The 18,382-nt window shown below is 70.1% G+C and carries 17 protein-coding genes and 5 tRNA genes; 5 read left to right on the top strand and 17 right to left on the bottom strand.

What is annotated here, in order from left to right; all coding sequences use genetic code 11:
• Window positions 1-109: 109 nt before the first annotated feature.
• Entirely contained in the window at window positions 110-1,111 is a 1,002-nt protein-coding gene (locus tag FCH28_RS27190) for an NAD(P)H-dependent glycerol-3-phosphate dehydrogenase (RefSeq protein ID WP_136742779.1), read from the bottom strand.
• Window positions 1,108-1,974 carry a lysophospholipid acyltransferase family protein gene (locus FCH28_RS27185; protein ID WP_136742778.1) on the bottom strand — a complete coding sequence of 289 codons (867 nt, stop codon included), beginning with the start codon at window positions 1,972-1,974 and terminating at the stop codon, window positions 1,108-1,110. Before FCH28_RS27185 ends, FCH28_RS27190 begins: the two co-directional genes overlap by 4 nt.
• 137 nt (window positions 1,975-2,111) lie before the next feature.
• Between FCH28_RS27185 and cofC the strand changes: the two genes are divergently transcribed.
• The gene (gene cofC / locus FCH28_RS27180) at window positions 2,112-2,801 is read left to right on the top strand and encodes a 2-phospho-L-lactate guanylyltransferase (protein ID WP_246103248.1); all 690 of its coding nucleotides are present in this window, start codon (window positions 2,112-2,114) and stop codon (window positions 2,799-2,801) included.
• Window positions 2,802-3,478: 677 nt separating this feature from the next.
• On the opposite strand, the gene FCH28_RS27175 is transcribed toward cofC, so the two are convergent.
• The 5 genes from FCH28_RS27175 to leuC all read right to left on the bottom strand — a co-directional run bounded on the left by FCH28_RS27175 (window position 3,479) and on the right by leuC (window position 6,986).
• On the bottom strand, window positions 3,479-3,691 hold the full coding sequence (locus FCH28_RS27175; RefSeq protein WP_136742776.1) for a hypothetical protein: 213 nt from the start codon (window positions 3,689-3,691) through the stop codon (window positions 3,479-3,481).
• A gap of 89 nt (window positions 3,692-3,780) precedes the next feature.
• Window positions 3,781-4,434, bottom strand: a complete 654-nt coding sequence (locus tag FCH28_RS27170) for an HU family DNA-binding protein (protein WP_136742775.1) — start codon at window positions 4,432-4,434, stop codon at window positions 3,781-3,783.
• Window positions 4,435-4,559: 125 nt separating this feature from the next.
• Entirely contained in the window at window positions 4,560-4,805 is a 246-nt protein-coding gene (locus FCH28_RS27165) for an SCO5555 family protein (RefSeq protein WP_136742774.1), read from the bottom strand.
• Between the two features lie 136 nt (window positions 4,806-4,941).
• Complete coding sequence (leuD, locus tag FCH28_RS27160) at window positions 4,942-5,550, bottom strand: 3-isopropylmalate dehydratase small subunit (protein ID WP_136742773.1); 609 nt, start codon at window positions 5,548-5,550, stop codon at window positions 4,942-4,944.
• Between the two features lie 5 nt (window positions 5,551-5,555).
• Window positions 5,556-6,986, bottom strand: a complete 1,431-nt coding sequence (gene leuC / locus FCH28_RS27155) for a 3-isopropylmalate dehydratase large subunit (RefSeq protein ID WP_136742772.1) — start codon at window positions 6,984-6,986, stop codon at window positions 5,556-5,558.
• A gap of 173 nt (window positions 6,987-7,159) precedes the next feature.
• Here leuC and ndgR point away from each other — a divergent pair, with 173 nt between their 5' ends.
• A complete protein-coding gene (gene ndgR / locus FCH28_RS27150; RefSeq protein ID WP_030414225.1) occupies window positions 7,160-7,876 on the top strand; it encodes an IclR family transcriptional regulator NdgR in 717 nt (238 codons plus the stop codon).
• 235 nt (window positions 7,877-8,111) lie between these two features.
• On the opposite strand, the gene FCH28_RS27145 is transcribed toward ndgR, so the two are convergent.
• On the bottom strand, window positions 8,112-8,591 hold the full coding sequence (locus tag FCH28_RS27145) for a DUF4188 domain-containing protein (RefSeq protein WP_187363935.1): 480 nt from the start codon (window positions 8,589-8,591) through the stop codon (window positions 8,112-8,114).
• Between the two features lie 154 nt (window positions 8,592-8,745).
• On the opposite strand from FCH28_RS27145, the gene FCH28_RS27140 reads away from it, so the two are divergent.
• Window positions 8,746-9,393, top strand: coding sequence for a MerR family transcriptional regulator (locus FCH28_RS27140; RefSeq protein WP_187363934.1), 648 nt, complete (start codon window positions 8,746-8,748; stop codon window positions 9,391-9,393).
• Window positions 9,394-9,437: 44 nt separating this feature from the next.
• On the opposite strand, the gene FCH28_RS27135 is transcribed toward FCH28_RS27140, so the two are convergent.
• From FCH28_RS27135 to FCH28_RS27095, 9 genes are all read right to left on the bottom strand, one after another.
• Window positions 9,438-9,510: transfer RNA gene (locus FCH28_RS27135), tRNA-Glu, on the bottom strand.
• Between the two features lie 60 nt (window positions 9,511-9,570).
• Window positions 9,571-9,642 (bottom strand) — tRNA-Gln (locus tag FCH28_RS27130).
• A gap of 16 nt (window positions 9,643-9,658) precedes the next feature.
• Window positions 9,659-9,731: transfer RNA gene (locus FCH28_RS27125), tRNA-Glu, on the bottom strand.
• 62 nt (window positions 9,732-9,793) lie between these two features.
• Window positions 9,794-9,866, bottom strand: a tRNA-Glu gene (locus tag FCH28_RS27120).
• Window positions 9,867-9,887: 21 nt separating this feature from the next.
• A tRNA-Gln gene (locus FCH28_RS27115) sits at window positions 9,888-9,959 on the bottom strand.
• 88 nt (window positions 9,960-10,047) lie between these two features.
• Window positions 10,048-10,773, bottom strand: a complete 726-nt coding sequence (locus FCH28_RS27110) for an HAD family hydrolase (protein ID WP_136742771.1) — start codon at window positions 10,771-10,773, stop codon at window positions 10,048-10,050.
• 272 nt (window positions 10,774-11,045) lie between these two features.
• Window positions 11,046-12,533 carry a glutamate--tRNA ligase gene (gltX, locus tag FCH28_RS27105; protein WP_136742770.1) on the bottom strand — a complete coding sequence of 496 codons (1,488 nt, stop codon included), beginning with the start codon at window positions 12,531-12,533 and terminating at the stop codon, window positions 11,046-11,048.
• On the bottom strand, window positions 12,526-13,287 hold the full coding sequence (locus FCH28_RS27100; RefSeq protein ID WP_136742769.1) for a fumarylacetoacetate hydrolase family protein: 762 nt from the start codon (window positions 13,285-13,287) through the stop codon (window positions 12,526-12,528). Before FCH28_RS27100 ends, gltX begins: the two co-directional genes overlap by 8 nt.
• A gap of 111 nt (window positions 13,288-13,398) precedes the next feature.
• Window positions 13,399-13,611 carry a hypothetical protein gene (locus FCH28_RS27095; protein ID WP_136742768.1) on the bottom strand — a complete coding sequence of 71 codons (213 nt, stop codon included), beginning with the start codon at window positions 13,609-13,611 and terminating at the stop codon, window positions 13,399-13,401.
• Between the two features lie 637 nt (window positions 13,612-14,248).
• Here FCH28_RS27095 and FCH28_RS27090 point away from each other — a divergent pair.
• Both FCH28_RS27090 and FCH28_RS27085 read left to right on the top strand, forming a co-directional pair.
• Entirely contained in the window at window positions 14,249-17,956 is a 3,708-nt protein-coding gene (locus tag FCH28_RS27090; RefSeq protein ID WP_136742767.1) for a sensor histidine kinase, read from the top strand.
• Window positions 17,957-18,379 (top strand): roadblock/LC7 domain-containing protein, encoded by a 423-nt coding sequence (locus FCH28_RS27085; protein WP_136742766.1) that lies wholly within the window; start codon window positions 17,957-17,959, stop codon window positions 18,377-18,379. It abuts the gene before it with no gap.
• Window positions 18,380-18,382 lie beyond the last annotated feature (3 nt).

Here is an 18,382-nt window from a genome sequence, read left to right as displayed (position 1 = left end):
CGCCCCGTACCACTGAGTACCGCCGGTCGCGCGCTGTTCCGCGCCCCTTTGCCGCCCCATGCGGGTGTTCCGCCCCGTGTGGGCGTATCGCGCAGTGCGGTGGTGGCGCTCAGTGCCGTTCGGGCTTGGCGGTGCGCGACATCAGGTCCTTGAGGGCCAGCATCGGCGGCTTGCCCCCGTGGACGATGTCCACGACCGTCTCGGTGAGCGGCATGTCGACGCCGTGCCGGCGGGCCAGATCCAGCACGGACTCGCAGGACTTGACGCCCTCGGCGGTCTGCTTGGTGACCGCGATGGTCTCCTCCAGCGTCATCCCGCGCCCGAGGTTGGTGCCGAAAGTGTTGTTGCGGGACAGCGGCGAGGAGCAGGTGGCGACGAGGTCGCCCATGCCGGCCAGGCCCGCGAAGGTGTGCGCGTCGGCGCCCATGGCGAGGCCGAGGCGGGTGGTCTCGGCGAGGCCGCGGGTGATCAGGGACGCCTTGGCGTTGTCGCCCAGGCCCATGCCGGTGGCGATGCCGACGGCCAGCGCGATGACGTTCTTGACCGCGCCGCCCAGTTCGCAGCCCACGACATCGGTGTTGGTGTACGGGCGGAAGTACGGGGTGTGGCAGGCGGTCTGCAGCCGCCGGGCGACCGCCTCGTCCGCGCAGGCGACGACGGCCGCGGCGGGCTGCCGGGCGGCGATCTCCTTGGCGAGGTTGGGGCCGGTCAGCACCGCGACGCGCTCGGCGGGAACCTTGGCGACCTCCTCGATGACCTCGCTCATGCGCTTGGCCGTGCCCAGTTCGACGCCCTTCATCAGGGAGACCAGGACCGTGTCCGAGGGCAGCAGGGGCGCCCATTCGGTGAGGTTGCCGCGCAGCGTCTGCGAGGGGACGGCGAGGACGGTGAACTCCGCGCCGCGCGCCGCTTCCGCCGGGTCGGTGGTGGCCCGTACGGACGCGGGCAGCTCGACCCCCGGCAGATAGTCCGGGTTGGTGTGGCCGGTGTTGATGGCGTCGGCGAGGGCCGCGCGGCGCGCCCAGAGGGTCACCTCGCATCCCGCGTCGGCCAGCACCATCGCGAATGCGGTGCCCCAGGACCCCGTGCCGAAGACGGCGCAGCGCGTCACTTGCTTTCATCCTCCTGTGCCTGCTGGGTGCTTCGGGACTGCTGCGTACGGGCGGCGGTTTCCACCGGTTCCGCCGGTGCCGCCGTTTCCGCCGGTTCGGCGGAGGCGTCCGCGGCTTTCGCGGCCTCCCGGGCGGCGCGCCGCTCCCGGGCGATGACCTTGCGGTAGTCGAACGGCTCGGCCGGTGCGGGCTCGCCGCGGAGCTCGGCCAGCTGCTCGGTGACGGCGGCCATGATGGTGTCCGTGACGGCGCGCAGGATCTCGGCGGTCGGCTCCTTGCCGTAGAACGCGCTCAGGTCGACCGGCGGTCCCGCCTTCACCCGAAGCGTCTTGCGCGGGAAGAGCCGGAGCTTCTTCTCCTTGGCGTACGGCGGCATCGCGTCATTGGCGCCCCACTGGGCGACGGGAATGACCGGGGCCATGGTCAGCAAAGCCACCCGCGCCGCACCGGTCTTGCCCTGCATGGGCCACATCTCGGGGTCGCGGGTCAGGGTGCCCTCGGGGTAGAAGGCGACGCATTCGCCGCGGTCGATCGCGGCGACGGCGGCCCGGAACGCGGTGGCGGCGTCGGTGGTTTCGCGGTAGACGGGGATCTGTCCGGTACCGCGCATCATCAGGCCGACAAATCCGCTCCGGAAGAGTCCGGCCTTGGCGAGGAATCGCGGGACCCGCCCGGTGTTGTACTGATAGTGCGCATAGGAGAGCGGATCGAGATACGAGTTGTGGTTGACCGCGGTGATAAATCCGCCGTCGGCCGGAATGTGCTCCATTCCGCGCCAGTCCCGCTTGAACAGAACCAGGAGCGGCGGTTTGCAGATGACCGCGGCCAAGCGGTACCAGAAGCCGATTCTGCGGCGGGACACTGGGACACCCTCCTTGTGGGAGCTGAGCTGCTGCGAGCCGGCAGCCGCACGATTGTCGCCCCAGGTACCCGCTATGTCGAGAACACCGTAACCCCGCGGCTCCCGAACGTCGGCGGCAGCGGGTGAGAATGGGCCCGATGCGAAGAGACGGAGCGGACGGCGGCGCGGAGGCGGCCTGGAGCCTGGTGGTGCCGCTGAAACCGCTGGTGCGGGCCAAGAGCAGGCTCTCCCGGGCCACCGGCGAGGAAGTCCGGCCCAAACTGGCGCTGGCCTTTGCCCTGGACACCGTCGCCGCGGCCCTGGCCTGCGAATACGTGGGCGATGTGGCGGTTGTCACGGACGATCCGGTGGCCGGGGAGCGACTCGCGGCACTGGGCGCGCGCATCGTGCCCGACACACCGGCCCGCGGACTCAACGCCGCGCTGACGCATGGAGCGAGCGCGGTACGGGCGCGCCGCCCGGATGCCGCGGTCGCCGCGCTGAACGCCGACCTTCCCGCGCTGCGTCCGGCCGAGCTCGGTCGGGTGCTCCATTCCGCCGCGGAATTTCCGCGCGCATTTCTCGCGGATGCGGCGGAAATCGGGACAACACTTCTGACGGCGACTTCCGGCGTGGAATTGGCACCGGCATTCGGGGGGCCGTCGCGGGCCCGTCACCTCGCTTCCGGTGCGCGCGAGATCCTTGCGCCGGATGTGCCGTCGGTACGCCGGGACGTGGATACCGTCGAGGATCTGCGGGCGGCGCTGAAGCTGGGCGTGGGCCCGTATACGGCGCGACAGGCCCCACTGCTCGCGGACGGGGCGACGGCTCCGGCGGGGGCGCCGTAGTGGCGGCCGGCGGACCCTTAGGGGATGGTCGAACAGATCCCCTAGGGGACGCGAGGGCCCCCTGCGGGTCCACAACGCGGGGGCGCTGGAAGGTATTCCCGTGACGGCCGCTCAACGCGCCAACGCGCCAACGCGCCGGGAGCCGGATTCCGCGGCGCGGAGCGGGATACAGCGATGCGGAGCGCGACTCGGCACGTCCCGAGTCGGATTCGGCCGCGCCCGCAGCCGGATTCGGCAGCGCCCGCAGCGGGATTCGGCAGCGTGCGCAGCGGGATTCAGGCGCCCGGAGCCGGATTCGGCACGTCCGGAGCGGCATACAGCGACGCGGAACGGAATCAGCACGTCCCGAGCGGGATTCGGCCCATCCGGAGCGCGATTCAGGGCGCCCGGAGCCGGATTCGGCGCGCCTGGAGCGGGGATTCCCTCGTCTGGTGCGGATTCGGCCCGTCCTGAGCGGGGATTTCCTGGTCTGGGGCGGGATTCAGCCCGTCCGGAGCGGAGATTCCCCGGTCCCAGGCGGGATTCAGCCCGCCCGCAGCCGGAACCCCGGGCCCGCAGCCGTATTCGGCGCGTCCACGACGCTGTTCAGCACGTCCACGCCGCCGTTCAACGCATCAACGCATCGATGCCGCCATTCAGCGCGCCCACGCCGCCATTCGCCGCGCTCGCGCCGCCATTCAGAGCGTCTGGAGCGTGATGAGGACGATCCGGCGGGCGTCGCCCTCGCCCGGTTCCTGCTCGACCTCGATGCGTACGCGCTGGCCGGGGCGCAGCAGCCGCAGGCCGCCCGCGTCGAAGGCCGCCGCATCGAAGGGCAGCGGGGTCCCGTCGTCCAGCAGCACGCTGCCGGTGCGGGTCTCGGAGTCGTAGGTGTACGCGGTGGCCTGCATGGGAGAGAGCCTAGACGGCCCCCGAACACACCGCGGGCCGGGCTCCCCGAAGGGAGACCGGCCCGACGCCTGGCGTCGCCGCTGCTGAATTACCGCTTGCGGGCGGTGGCCTTCTTCGCGGTCGTCTTGCGGGCGGTGGTCTTCTTGGCGGGGGCCTTCTTCGCCGTCGCCTTCTTCGCGGGGGCCTTCTTCGCCGTGGCCTTCTTGGCGGTGGTCTTCTTCGCCGGTGCCGCCTTCTTCGCGGTGGCCTTCTTGGCGGTGGTCTTCTTCGCCGTCACCTTCTTCGCGGTGACCTTCTTGGCGGGAGCCTTCTTCGCCGCGGCCTTCTTCGCCGTCGTCTTCTTGGCGGCGGCCTTCTTGGCGGCGGCCTTCTTCGCGGCGGCCTTCTTGACCGTCGGAGCAGCCGCACCCGTAAGGCTGCCCTTGGGAGCCTTCTTGACGGCGACCTCGCCGCCCTTCGGGAGCTTCTTCGAGCCGCTGACCAGGTCCTTGAAGCCCTGGCCCGCACGGAAACGCGGCACCGAGGTCTTCTTGACCCGCACGCGTTCACCCGTCTGCGGGTTACGGGCGTAGCGGGCCGGGCGGTCGACCTTCTCGAACGAGCCGAATCCGGTGACCGAAACGCGGTCGCCGGTGACAACTGCACGGACGATTGCGTCCAGTACCGCGTCAACCGCGTCCGCTGCGTTCTGACGGCCGCCGAGCTTGTCGGCAATGGCTTCTACGAGCTGCGCCTTGTTCACGTCTTCCCCTTCGGAGACATTGCTGGAACGAAAGTTTCCAAGCTTTTTCGCACGTTAGGCAGATATATACCGCAAATCAAACACGAAACGGGCTAATCACCCTTGTGCCGCAACGGACTCGACCTTCACGGACTTCCGTCGGTGTGCACATCTTCGGGATAACGACCTTCGTCGAGGTCTTCCATGAACCACTCCAGACGCCTTGCCGCGTCCGCAAGATCGTGTTTAGCCGCGGCCGTGATGACGAGCAGCTTCCGGGTCAGCGCCATCCGTACGCCCTCCGGGACTTGCAGTGTCCGCACTCTTGCGTGTGCGACCTTGAGCCGGTCGGCGACGTAACCGTAGAGCTCGAGTTGGCCGTCGCGTTCCATGCGCTAATTGTGCCATCTGCGGCGAGTTGTCGCTTCACGGGGCCTCAACAGCCGCCCCGACAAGCGGATGCGCCCCCTGCCAACTGCACAGGGGGCGCATCGTACGCAATATGGCTTTGAGCCATAAAACCCGAGGTCAGACCTCGATCGTACGCGGTTTGAACGACGGCCTGTTCGCCTCGTAATCCACGATCGAGGACTCCTCCCGAAGGGTGAGGCTGATGTCGTCCAGACCCTCCAGCAGACGCCAACGGGCGTTTTCGTCCAGCTCGAAGTCGGCGGTCAGCTTGGATTGTCCAGGGGCCTCCGCCCTGACCTGCCGGTCGACCAGGTCGACGGTCACCTCGGCGGTCGGGTCGGCCTCCACGAGCTGCTGCAGCCGGTCCACCGTCTCCTGCGGCAGCACCACCGTCAGCAGGCCGTTCTTGAGGGAGTTACCGCGGAAGATGTCCGCGAACCGCGAGGAGATGACGGCCTTGAAGCCGTAGTTCTGCAGCGCCCACACGGCGTGCTCGCGCGAGGAGCCGGTGCCGAAGTCGGGGCCGGCGACGAGCACCGTGGCGCCCTTGTACGCCTCCTGGTTGAGGACGAACTCCGGGTCCTTGCGCCAGGCCTCGAACAGCCCGTCCTCAAAACCGTCGCGGGTGACCTTCTTCAGCCAGTGCGCGGGGATGATCTGGTCGGTGTCGACGTTGCTGCGGCGCAGCGGGACGGCCCGGCCGGTGTGCGTGGTGAAAGCTTCCATGGTTCTCAGACTCCCGCGGGCGTGGCGACGTCGGTGTCGGACAGGTCGGCCGGTGAGGCCAGATGGCCGAGAACCGCCGTTGCGGCGGCGACCTGCGGCGAGACCAGGTGCGTACGGCCGCCCTTGCCCTGTCGGCCTTCGAAGTTGCGGTTGGAGGTGGACGCGGAGCGCTCACCGGGCGCCAACTGATCGGGGTTCATGCCCAGGCACATCGAGCAACCGGCATGCCGCCATTCGGCCCCGGCGGCCGTGAAGACCTTGTCCAGGCCCTCGGCGACGGCCTCCAGGGAGACCCGGACCGAGCCGGGAACGACCAGCATCCGTACGCCGTCGGCGACCTTGCGGCCTTCCAGGATCGAGGCCGCGGAGCGCAGGTCCTCGATACGGCCGTTGGTGCACGAACCTACGAAGACGGTATCCACGTTGATCTCGCGCAGCGGCTGTCCCGCCGTCAACCCCATGTATTCCAGGGCCTTTTCGGCGGCGAGGCGCTCCGAGGCGTCCTCGTACGAAGCCGGGTCGGGGACGCGGGCCGAAAGCGGTGCGCCCTGGCCGGGGTTGGTGCCCCAGGTAACGAACGGCGCCAGCGTGGCGGCGTCGATGACGACCTCGGCGTCGAAGACCGCGTCGTCGTCGGTGCGCAGGGTCTTCCAGTACGCGACGGCGGCGTCCCAGTCCTCGCCCTTGGGCGCGTGGTCGCGTCCCTGGAGGTAGTCGAAGGTGGTCTGGTCGGGGGCGATCATGCCGGCCCGCGCGCCCGCCTCGATCGACATGTTGCAGATGGTCATCCGGGCTTCCATCGACAGTTTCTCGATGGCGGAGCCGCGGTATTCCAGGACGTAGCCCTGGCCGCCGCCGGTGCCGATCTTGGCGATGATCGCCAGGATCAGGTCCTTGGCGGTCACCCCGTCGGGCAGCTCACCCTCGACGGTGATGGCCATGGTCTTGAAGGGGGCCAGCGGCAGCGTCTGGGTGGCCAGGACGTGCTCGACCTGGCTGGTGCCGATGCCGAACGCCAGCGCGCCGAAGGCGCCGTGGGTGGAGGTGTGGCTGTCACCGCAGACCACGGTGGTGCCGGGCTGGGTCAGTCCCAACTGCGGTCCCACAACGTGGACGACGCCCTGCTCGACGTCGCCGAGCGGGTGCAGCCGGACGCCGAACTCCGCGCAGTTCTTGCGCAGCGTCTCCAGCTGGGTGCGCGAGACCGGGTCGGCGATCGGCTTGTCGATGTCGAGGGTGGGGGTGTTGTGGTCCTCGGTGGCGATGGTGAGATCCGTCCGGCGCACCTGGCGGCCGGCCTTGCGCAGGCCGTCGAAGGCCTGCGGGCTGGTCACCTCGTGCAGCAGGTGCAGATCGATGAAGAGCAGGTCGGGCTCGCCTTCGGCGCGCCGGACGACATGGTCGTCCCAGACCTTCTCCGCCAGTGTCCGTCCCATCGCTTTCCCTCCGGCCGGCCGCTGTGCCGGCCTAACTCGACAGTGCGCGATATGCCCGCGATCCCCGTGCCGGGCCCTACGCCGGGCCCTGGTCGAGGGCCACAACTACAGAGTGACGACTTCGCTGGAAAATTGAACTTGCGTTTCACAGTGTGAGACGTGAGTATCGTTGCATGGACAACTCTAGCGGCGTCGGCGTTCTCGACAAGGCAGCACTGGTTTTGAGCGCCCTGGAGTCCGGTCCGGCCACCCTCGCCGGGCTGGTCGCGGCGACAGGGCTCGCACGACCCACGGCACACCGGCTGGCCGTGGCACTGGAACACCACCGGATGGTGGCGAGGGACATGCAGGGCCGGTTCATCCTGGGCCCCCGGCTGTCCGAGCTGGCCGCGGCGGCCGGCGAGGACCGCCTCCTGGCCACGGCCGGACCGGTGCTCACCCACCTGCGCGATGTGACGGGCGAGAGCGCCCAGCTCTATCGCCGGCAGGGCGACATGCGGATCTGCGTGGCGGCGGCGGAACGGCTGTCCGGACTGCGGGACACCGTCCCGGTCGGCTCCACGCTCCCCATGAAGGCGGGCTCGGCCGCTCAGATCCTGATGGCCTGGGAGGAGCCGGAGCGGCTGCACCGCGGCCTCCAGGGCGCACGCTTCACGGCCACCGCCCTGTCCGGCGTACGGCGCCGTGGCTGGGCCCAGTCGATCGGCGAGCGGGAGCCGGGCGTGGCGTCCGTCTCCGCGCCCGTACGCGGCCCCTCCAACCGCGTGGTGGCCGCCGTGTCCGTCTCCGGCCCCATCGAGCGGCTGACCCGCCACCCGGGCCGGATGCACGCCCAGGCGGTCATCGACGCGGCCGCCCGCCTCTCCGAGGGCCTGCGGCGCAACGGCTAGTACCCCGAGAAGGGGCCGGCCGGGGCAGGAGCCGTTGTCGGTTGCTGTGGCGCCCTGCACGAACGCGGCGCAACGGCTAGAACCCCGAGAAGGGGCGGGCCGGGGCAGGAGCCGTTGTCGGTTGGTGCGGTGGCACCCTGTGTGAACGCGACGTAACCGCCCGACGACGGACGGCGCCCGGCCCGTACGGAGGTGTCTCCGTACGGGCCGGGCGCCGCCGTGTGCCCCCCGCGGCTCAGGCCGCCAGCCGGTCCGCCGCCCGCTCGCCCCGGCGGCCGACCGGCACCACCCCCCGGACCGCGCCCAGCCCGGACGGCGGCATGTTGGCGTAGATGCTCTCGTACGAGCCCGCCGGGACCACGTAGGTCTCGTGCCAGATGCCGACCTTGCCGCGCCCCTCCCGCACCCGCCGGTTGAAGGCGGCCCACGCCGGCCGGTGCTCGCCGTTCTGGTCACTGGCGTAGGCGAGCAGCTTCTCCTTGGACTCCCAGTACTGGAGGATCCCAAAGGTCCGCAGTCCCGGCAGGCCCCGGTAGCCGAGCATTCCCCGTTCCCGGTCCCGTGCCAGCTCCTTGATCATCGGCGGCATCGCCCGGAACACCGGCAGCCAACTGCGCACCGCCCGCCAGCTGTTGACCCGCATCCCGATCAGGAACACCACCACCTCCCCGTCGCCGTCCGCCGTCATCCGTCCCTGCACCGGCTTGGCGCTCATGACAACAACCCCCTTGACCACAGCCACATTGGATAGCCTCACCATCCATGCTTAGATAGTGCCACTCTCCAACATGGGGTGCAAGCGGAATCCGGAACGGGAAACCGGAGCGGGAAACCGGAGCGGGAAACCGACGAGGAAGGGCGCAGGCGCGGTGCGACTGGCGGAGCTGAGCGAACGCAGCGGGGTCTCCACCCCGACGATCAAGTACTACCTGCGCGAGCGACTGCTGCCGCCGGGCCGCCGGATCACCGCCACCCAGTCCGAGTACGGCGAGGAGCATCTGCGCCGGCTGCGGCTGGTACGGGCGCTGATCCAGGTCGGCCGGATTCCCGTGACCACCGCCCGCGACGTGCTGGCCGCCATCGAGGACGACTCGCTCAACCACCACCACCGCCTGGGCACGGCCGTCCAGGCACTCCCCCACGGCCCGGAGGCGGACGAGGCGGATCCCGCGACCGCCGCCGCCCGGCGCACCGCCACCGAGCTGCTGGATCTCCTCGACTGGCGCTTCAGCCGCGAAGTCACCGACATCTCCCGCCCCTTCGGCATGCTCGTCGCCGCCATCGCAGCGCTGGACCGGCTCGGCTACGCCTGCGACACCGCGCATCTGCTGCCGTACGCCCGCCAGGCGGAGCAGCTGGCCGTCGTCGACCTGGACCTGGTCGAGGAGTTCAGGACGCCGGAGGAACAGGTGGAGGCTGCCGTGGCCTTGACGGTGCTCTACGAGCCGGTGCTGCTGAGCCTGCGCCGCCTGGCGGAGGCGGAGGAGTCCAACCGGCGCTTCGGCACCGGGAGTTGAACGCGAGAAGGCCCCCCGCACGAGGCGGGGGGCCTTCTTCTCTGTACCCCCGACCGGATTCGAACCGGCGCTACCGCCTTGAGAGGGCGGCGTGCTAGGCCGCTACACAACGGGGGCAAGTCTTGCTGCAGTTGAGATTCTCGGCTGCAGTTGAGCCTGTCGCGAGGACATGCTGCGCTGGGCTACCAGGACTCGAACCTAGACTAAATGAACCAGAATCACTCGTGCTGCCAATTACACCATAGCCCATGGTGGTATAGACCAGTACCCCCGACCGGATTCGAACCGGCGCTACCGCCTTGAGAGGGCGGCGTGCTAGGCCGCTACACAACGGGGGCCCTAGCGATCCTGCATGAGAAGCAGCGGGTGCGACCCGGACTGTTTCCCTGGGAAGGATCTGTACCCCCGACCGGATTCGAACCGGCGCTACCGCCTTGAGAGGGCGGCGTGCTAGGCCGCTACACAACGGGGGCGTTGCAGATGAGCTCTGCGAGCTGGCCTACCAGGACTCGAACCTAGACTAACTGAACCAGAATCAGTCGTGCTGCCAATTACACCATAGGCCATCAAAGCGCAACCCCCCGTGGGGGGCTTGATTTGATCTGCGCTTCCCGGCCGGGCCTTTCGGCCCTCTCGGGCGGCGCAGGAAGAACATTACCTGATCGTGGACGGGGCTCCAAAACCGATAACTCCGCGCAACAGCGCCGGCAGCTCGGCCAGGCCCGCGATCCGGCGCACATCGGGCGGCAGGTCGTCGCCGGTGTCCTTACGGTCCAGCCATACGGCCGTCAGACCCGCGTCCCGGGCGCCGAGGGCATCGATGTCGAGCCGGTCACCGACATAGGCGACGTCGGCGGGCGGCAGGTCCAGCGCGGCGCAGGCGGCGTGGAACGCCTCGGCGGCCGGTTTGGCGTGCCCCAGCTCTTCGGCGCACAGGACCGCCTCGAAGCGGTCGCGTACGCCGAGGACGCGGAGCTTGCGGTCCTGGTTGCGCAGGGAGGAGTTGGAGAGCACCCCGTGGCGGTGGCTGGTGGCGAGGGCGTCCAGGACGGGGAGGACGTCCGGAAAGAGGGCCCAGGCCGCCTCGAAGTGGGTGAGATAGCGGCCGAACCAGTCGTCGGCCTCGGCGTCGCTCAGGGCCGCCGCCACAAAGTCGCGGACGCGGTCCCGGCGCTGCTCCTCGAAGGCGATGCCGCCCGCCTCGAACCGCCGCCAGTGGATCTCCGTCAGCTCCTTCCAACGGCGAAGGGCCTGGTCGACGGAGGCGAATCCGCTCACCAGGCCCTCGGCCAGGAGGTGCTTCCGCATACCGACGTGATCGGCGTGGGCGTAGTCGAAGAGCGTGTCGTCGATGTCCCAGAGGACGGCGCGGAGCGGCATGGGAGCGACCGTAGCCCAGGTGCGGCCGGGGTTCAGGTGCTCAGCGCACCCAGGCCTTGAGGGGCTCGGTGCCGAGGTCGATGCCGACCGGGCCGGGGAGGGTCACCCGCTCGCCGAACGGGGCGGCCACGACCTTCTTGTACCGGTCCCCATCGGGCTCGGAGTAGACGGTGACCTAGCGGGGATCGCGGATGAGCGACCGCTGACGGTCGTCCATACACGAAGGGTCCGGAAGCCGAGGTGGCTTCCGGACCCGGTGTACCCGTGCGAGGTCAGCCCGCCAGTTTCGCCAGTGCGGCGTCGATGCGGGCGATGGTGCGCTCCTGGCCGAGGATCTGCAGGGACTCGAAGAGCGGCAGGCCGACAGTGCGGCCGGTGGCCGCGACGCGGACCGGGGCCTGGGCCTTGCCGAGCTTGAGGCCGTGCTCCTCGCCGGCGGCCAGGACGGCCTCCTTGAGGGACTCGGGGCTGTTCCAGTCGGCGCCGAGGAGCTTGCCACGGGCCGTCGCCAGCAGGGCCGCCGGGTCGCCCTTCATCGCCTTCGTCCAGGACGCCTCGTCCTCGACCGGCTCCTTGAGGAACAGGAAGTCGACGTTGGCGGTGATGTCGGAGAGGACGGTCAGGCGGGTCTGGGCGTACGGGGCGATCGCCTGCCAGGCGGCCTCGTCGAAGTCCTCGGGGGCCCAGTTGGCGTGCGGGGCCTTCAGCCAGGGCTCACAGGCCGCGATGAAGGACTTCACGTCCAGCTGCCGGATGTGGTCGGCGTTGATCGCCTCGGCCTTCTTGAGGTCGAAGCGGGCCGGGTTGGCGTTGACGTCCGCGATGTCGAACTTCTCGATGAGTTCGGCGATGGAGAAGATGTCCTGGTCGGCGGAGAAGGACCAGCCGAGCAGCGCAAGGTAGTTGAGCAGGCCCTCGGGCAGGAAGCCGCGGTCGCGGTAGAGGTTGAGGGACGCCTGCGGGTCGCGCTTGGAGAGCTTCTTGTTGCCCTCGCCCATGACGTACGGGAGGTGCCCGAAGGCCGGGATGTCCTTCGCCACGCCCAGTTCGATCAGCGCCTTGTAGAGGGCGATCTGGCGGGGGGTGGAGGAGAGCAGGTCCTCGCCGCGCAGGACGTGGGTGATCTCCATCAGGGCGTCGTCGACCGGGTTGACGAGGGTGTAGAGGGGCGCGCCGTTGGCCCGGACGATGCCGAAGTCCGGGACGTTCTCCGGGGTGAAGGTCAGCTCGCCGCGCACCAGGTCGGTGAAGGTGATCGGCTCGTCGGGCATCCGGAAGCGGACGATCGAGACGCGGTCCTCGGCCTCGTAGGCGGCCTTCTGCTCGGCGGTCAGCGTGCGGCACTTGCCGTCGTAACCGGAGGGCTTGCCGGCCTTGCGGGCGGCGTCGCGGCGCTCGTCCAGTTCCTCGGTGGTGCAGTAGCAGTGGTAGGCGTGGCCGGCGGCGAGGAGCTTGTCGGCGACGTCCTTGTAGAGGTCCATCCGCTGCGACTGGCGGTAGGGGGCGTGCGGGCCGCCCACCTCGGGCCCCTCGTCCCAGTCGAAGCCCAGCCACCGCATGGAGTCCAGCAGCTGCTGGTAGGACTCCTCGGAGTCGCGGGCCGCGTCGGTGTCCTCGATGCGGAAGACCAGGGTGCCCTGGTGGTGCCGGGCGAACGCCCAGTTGAACAGGGCGGTGCGGACCAGGCCCACGTGGGGGTTGCCGGTCGGGGAGGGACAGAAACGTACGCGGACGGGGGTGCCGGGGGTCGCGTTAGCCACGCTTGATCACCTTGTTGGTGAGAGTGCCGATGCCTTCGATGGTGACGGCGACCTCGTCGCCGACGTTGAGCGGGCCGACCCCGGCCGGGGTGCCCGTGAGGACGACGTCGCCGGGGAGCAGCGTCATCGCCTCGGTGATGTGGACGATGAGGTCCTCGACGGTGCGGACCATCTCGCTGGTGCGGCCCAGCTGGCGCTGTTCGCCGTTGACCGTGCACTGGATGGTGAGGTCGCGGGGATCCAGCTCGGTCTCGACCCAGGGGCCCAGCGGGCAGGAGCTGTCGAAGCCCTTGGCCCGCGCCCACTGCGACTCGCGCTGCTGGACGTCGCGCGCGGTGACGTCGTTGGCGCAGGTGTAGCCGAGGATGACGTCCTTGACGCGGTCGCGCGGCACCTCACGGCACATCCGGCCGATGACCACGGCGAGCTCCGCTTCGTGGTGCAGCTCCTGCGAGAAGGAGGGGTACGCGATGGGGTCGCCGGGGCCGACCACGGAGGTGGAGGGCTTGAAGAAGGTGACCGGGACGTCGGGGACGGTGTTGCCCAGCTCGGCGGCGTGCGCGGCGTAGTTGCGGCCGATCGCCACGACCTTGTTGGGCAGCACCGGCGGCAGCAGACGGACCTTGTCGAGGGGGACCTTCTGGCCCGAGCGCTCGAATTCCGCGAAGGGATGCCCCTTGATGACGTCGAGTTCGTCGCCTTCGACGACACCGAAGCCGACGTTGCCGTCGATGGAGAATCTGGCGATGCGCACGGGTTGCCGCTGCCCCTCAATTGATCACTGGCCGGAGTTGACACTCCAGGCTATCGCGGGGAAGCGGCCGATCCGCTGCGGTATACCGCCGGTGCCGCCGGGCCGGTCGGGTCAGACGGCGGCGACGACCTTTTCCGGCTTCTCCGTTCCCTCCGGGGCGTCCATCAGGACGGTGCGGCGGGGGTTGGCCGTCTGGGTGGGCAGTTCGACGGTGTGCTCCGGTGCCTCGGGGGCCGCGGGGGCGAGCTCGTCGGCGTCCTTGAGGTGCGCCAGGGTCGTGCGCCGCGGGTTGGCTATGTTGCGGAACATCATCGTGGTCTTCACTGCTTCATGCCTCGCGAGGGGATGCGGAATCGGGGAAACGACATGCCCGCATACCGACATACGGCATCGGGCGTCGGGCATGCCGAAAGGGCTGCCCTTGTCAATCGGGGCAACCCTGTAAAGCGTCAGGCTATGCGCGCTATTCCCTGCGATGTGGTGGACAAGTCAATGATCTTCCTGTGAGTTTCCTCACGAAGGGTGTGACAAATGCCGCATTTCCCATGATCAACATCCAGGGGCGAATCGGACAATGCCGGATTGAAGCGCACGTTCCGCTCCCGATCACCGCACCTGGGACAGTGCGGCCGACCGGTCGAATCGCGGCTAAAAGTCCGTTATTGGTAGCCCAATCCTCTACGTGTCGTAACGCGATCCATACATTGCGTCACCCATGTCACAGCCACTGGTTCCGCTCTTGTTGCAATTCCTCCACTGTGCTGGAATTCCACGGACCGCCGCACGTTTCAGCCGGCGCGCAGGGCGCAAAGTGGCGCCGCGCGGTGGTGCCGCTCTCTCGGCCAGAGGGGGCAGCCCGCCGGTCACTCACGACCGCCATGGGGGACTTGCGGTCCCCTACGACTCGACACCGTCCCGCCGTTAGCGCGGAGGGACGCCTGGTCCAGAGGTTGCGACGCTAGTGCAGGGACGTTTCAAGAGGGATGGCAGCGCTGCGGCGGACCCGGAGCTGCGCGGCGGAACCGACCGCGCCTCCACGCCCCAGCGCGCCCAGAGCAACGGTCCGACGGGCGGCGGCAGTGTGCCGGCCGACCGTAACGGCCAGGCGCCCGGCGCCGACTCCGCGGACAGCGGCAAGCCCAAGGCCGCGAAGGGCCCCAGCGGGCCCGGCTCGCGAATAGCGCTGCGCAACTGGCGCATCAGCACCCGTCTGGTCTCCCTGCTCGCGCTACCCGTCGTCGCCGCGACCACCCTGGGTGCGTTCCGTATCCAGGACTCGATGGAGAACATCGACCAGCTGGACAAGATGCAGCTGCTCACCGAGATGACGCGGCAGGCGACCGAGCTCGCCGACGCGCTCCAGGTGGAGCGGGACAAGTCGGCGGGCCCGATCGCGGGCAGCGGCAACACCAAGGACGACGCGAACGTTGTCGCGCCCCGCGAGGCGACCGACCGCGCCCGGCTCTCCTTCAACCAGGCCACCGGCGACATCCGGGGCCTGGACTCCTCGATGGCCGGCGTCCACGCGACCGTCCTGGAGATCAGCCGCCAGCTCAACACCCTCAACGAGATCCGCAGCAACGCGTACCAGGACGAGGACAACGCGGCGCGGACCGTCACCAGCTACAACCAGCTGATCACCTCGCTGCTCTCGCTCTCCCAGGACATGGCGCAGGCGACCAGCAACCCGGAGATGATCCGCAGCACCCGTGCGCTGGCGGCGTTCTCGAACGCCAAGGAGTACGCGTCGATCCAGCGCGCCCTGGTCAGTGCCGGCCTCGCCCACCAGGGCGGCCCCGAGCTGTCCCCCAACGACCGGCTCGCCGGCCGTAACGCGGAGGACAACGAGAAGGCCGCCCGGGACCGCTTCTCGCAGATCTACAGCAACAACGCCGGCGCGCTCACCCGCGGCCTGGACGGCAACAACGACGAGATCAAGTCCGCGGTCGCCTTCGCGCACCGCTCCTTCGCCAGCGGCCAGGGCATCCGCAGCCAGGAGTACAAGTACCTCGACTGGTACGACTCCGACACCGTCAAGATCGCCGAGATGTCGCGGATCGAGTCGCAGCTGCTCTCCGAGATGGAGCAGAAGTCCAAGGAGCTGCGCAACGAGGCCACCCAGGTCGCGATCATCAACGGTGCGATGATCCTGCTCGTCCTCGGTGTCTCGCTGGTCGGCGCGTTCGTCGTGGCCCGCTCCATGGTCCGCTCGCTGCGCCGCCTCCAGGACACCGCGCAGAGGGTCGCCCAGGACCGGCTGCCCGAGCTGGTCAAGCAGCTGTCCGAGGCCGACCCGCAGGACGTGGACACCTCCGTCGAGTCGGTCGGTGTGCACAGCCGGGACGAGATCGGCAAGGTGGCCGCGGCCTTCGACGACGTGCACCGCGAGGCCGTCCGGCTCGCCTCGGAGCAGGCGCTGCTGCGAGGCAACGTCAACGCGATGTTCACCAACCTCTCGCGCCGCAGCCAGGGCCTGATCCAGCGCCAGCTGTCGCTGATCTCCGAACTGGAGTCCCGCGAGGCCGACCCGGACCAGCTGTCCTCGCTGTTCAAGCTCGACCACCTCGCCACCCGTATGCGCCGTAACGGTGAGAACCTCCTCGTCCTCGCGGGTGAGGAGCCGGGACGCCGGTGGACGCGGCCTGTGCCGCTGGTCGACGTCCTGCGTGCGGCCGCCTCCGAGGTGGAGCAGTACGAGCGGATCGAGCTCAACGCCGTTCCGCAGACCGAGGTCGCCGGCCGGGTCGTCAACGACCTGGTGCACCTGCTCGCCGAGCTGCTGGAGAACGCCACGTCGTTCTCGTCGCCGCAGACCAAGGTCAAGGTGACCGGTCACGCGCTGCCCGACGGGCGGGTGCTGGTCGAGATCCACGACACCGGTATCGGCCTGTCCCCCGAGGACCTCTCCGCGATCAACGAGCGGCTCGCCAGCCCGCCGACCGTGGACGTCTCGGTGTCCCGCCGGATGGGTCTGTTCGTGGTCGGTCGACTCTCGCTGCGGCACGGCATCCGTATCCAGCTGCGGCCCTCCGACTCCGGTGGCACCACCGCGCTGGTCATGCTCCCGGTCGATGTGGCGCAGGGCGGCAAGAAGCCCGCGCCGAGCACGGCCAAGAGCGGCGTCGGCGACATCGGCGGCGCACCGTCCAGCCGGCTCTCGGGGCTCACGCCGCGCGGCCAGGTCGGCTCGGGCCCGTCGGCCGGTGGGCGCCCCGCGCTGCCCGGTCGTGGCGGTCCCGGTGGCGGAGCGCCGGGCGGCTTCGGTGCCCCGGCTCCCGCGGGACGCGCTCCTGGCGCGCCTCAGGGCGGCGACCAGCGCCCGGCCGCCGGGCACCCCGGCGCCGGCCGTCCCGGACTGCCCGCCCGCGGCGGGAATGACCAGCAGACGCCGAGCGTGGCGCCGCCGACCGGCGCGCCGCGCCGCGAGGAGCGTCCGCAGCTGCCGCCGCGGGGTGCCGCGGCCGCGCTGCCGGGCGGTTCCGGCCCGCAGGGCGGCCAGAGCGACCAGCAGCCGGGCACCACGAGCTGGGGCGCGCGCCGTGAGCGCGGCGACTCCGGTGACGACTGGCCGCTGGCGCCCCGCGAATCGCAGGACCGCCCGCGTGGCCACGAGGAGCCGGAGACCACCGGCAGCTTCGAGCGTCCCTCGGCCGGCGGCCCCGCCGACACCACCGCGTTCGCCCGTCCCGACGTGTCCGCCCCGGCGGCCGGCGCGGACCAGGGTGGGCACGGCACGGGTGGCGGCCGGTTCGCGCCGCAGGGCGGCCGCGACGCCGGCGAGTTCGCCCGGCCCGCCGAGCGGCCTGCCGGCCAGGGCGCGGGCAACGGCCCCGGTGACACCGGTCAGTTCGCCCGGCCCGAGAGCGGCGCCGGTCAGTACGAGACGGGTCAGTACGAGACGGGCCAGTTCCGGCAGCCGGACAGCGACACGGGCCAGTACGAGACCGGCCAGTTCCGCCAGCTCGACAGCGACACCGGCCAGCACCAGACCGGGCAGTTCCAGCAGCTCGACAGCGACACCGGCCAGCACGACACCGGCCAGTACGAGACAGGCCGGTTCCCGGCGGCTCAGCCGCAGGACAGCGGTGCGCCGTCCGGTGACGCGCTGAGCGGCCCCGACGCGGGACCCGGTGACGGGCGTACGCCGATCTTCGACACGATCGAGTCGAACTGGTTCAGCCATCCGGCGTCCGCGGCCGCGGGTGTACCGCCGCGCCGCCCCGACGAGCCGGGTGCCTCCGGTGCGCCGTCGGCACCGCGCCGTGGGCCCGCCCGCGACGAGGCCACGGGCGGCGGCGCGCGCAACGGCGTGCCGGCGCAGGGCCCCGGAGCACAGGGGCCCGGAGCGCAGGGCGACAGCCGGGCGCAGTGGCGTACCTCGCCGAACGATGAGACGTGGCGGCAGGCGGAGCAGATCCGCCAGCCCGCCGCGGGCGGTATCACCACCTCCGGGCTGCCCCGTCGCGTCCCCCGTGCGAATCTCGTAGCGGGTACGGCGCAGCAACAGCAGTCCACACCGTCCGGTCCGCAGGTCTCGCGTGCGCCCAGTGATGTGCGCGGGCGGCTGACCAATCTCCGTCGGGGTATCCAGCAGGGCCGGCAGGCCGGCGGCACCTCCGCCACCGGCAACCACGGCATTGTCGACCCCACTCACCAGCAGGAGCGTTAGTTGAGTCCGATGAGCCAGGCGGCGCAGAATCTGAACTGGTTGATCACCAACTTCGTGGAGCACACCCCCGGGGTGTCCCACACGGTGGTGGTCTCCGCGGACGGGCTGCTCCTCGCCATGTCCGAGGGGTTCCCGCGCGACCGCGCCGACCAACTGGCGGCGGTCGCCTCCGGCCTGACCTCGCTGACCTCCGGCGCGTCCCGCATCTTCGAGGGCGGGACCGTCAACCAGACCGTGGTGGAGATGGAGCGCGGTTTCCTCTTCATCATGTCCGTCTCCGACGGATCGTCCCTGGCCGTTCTGGCGCACCCCGAGTGCGACATCGGCCTCGTCGGTTACGAGATGGCCCTGCTGGTCGACCGCGCGGGCACCGTTCTTACGCCCGATCTGCGTGCCGAACTGCAGGGCAGCCTGCTTCACTGAGAC

It is taken from the genome of Streptomyces piniterrae (genome assembly GCF_005048155.1).
GTDB lineage: Bacteria > Actinomycetota > Actinomycetes > Streptomycetales > Streptomycetaceae > Streptomyces > Streptomyces piniterrae.
The sequence above is the reverse complement of the archived record's forward strand: the minus strand, read 5'-3'. Positions and strand labels throughout refer to the sequence as shown.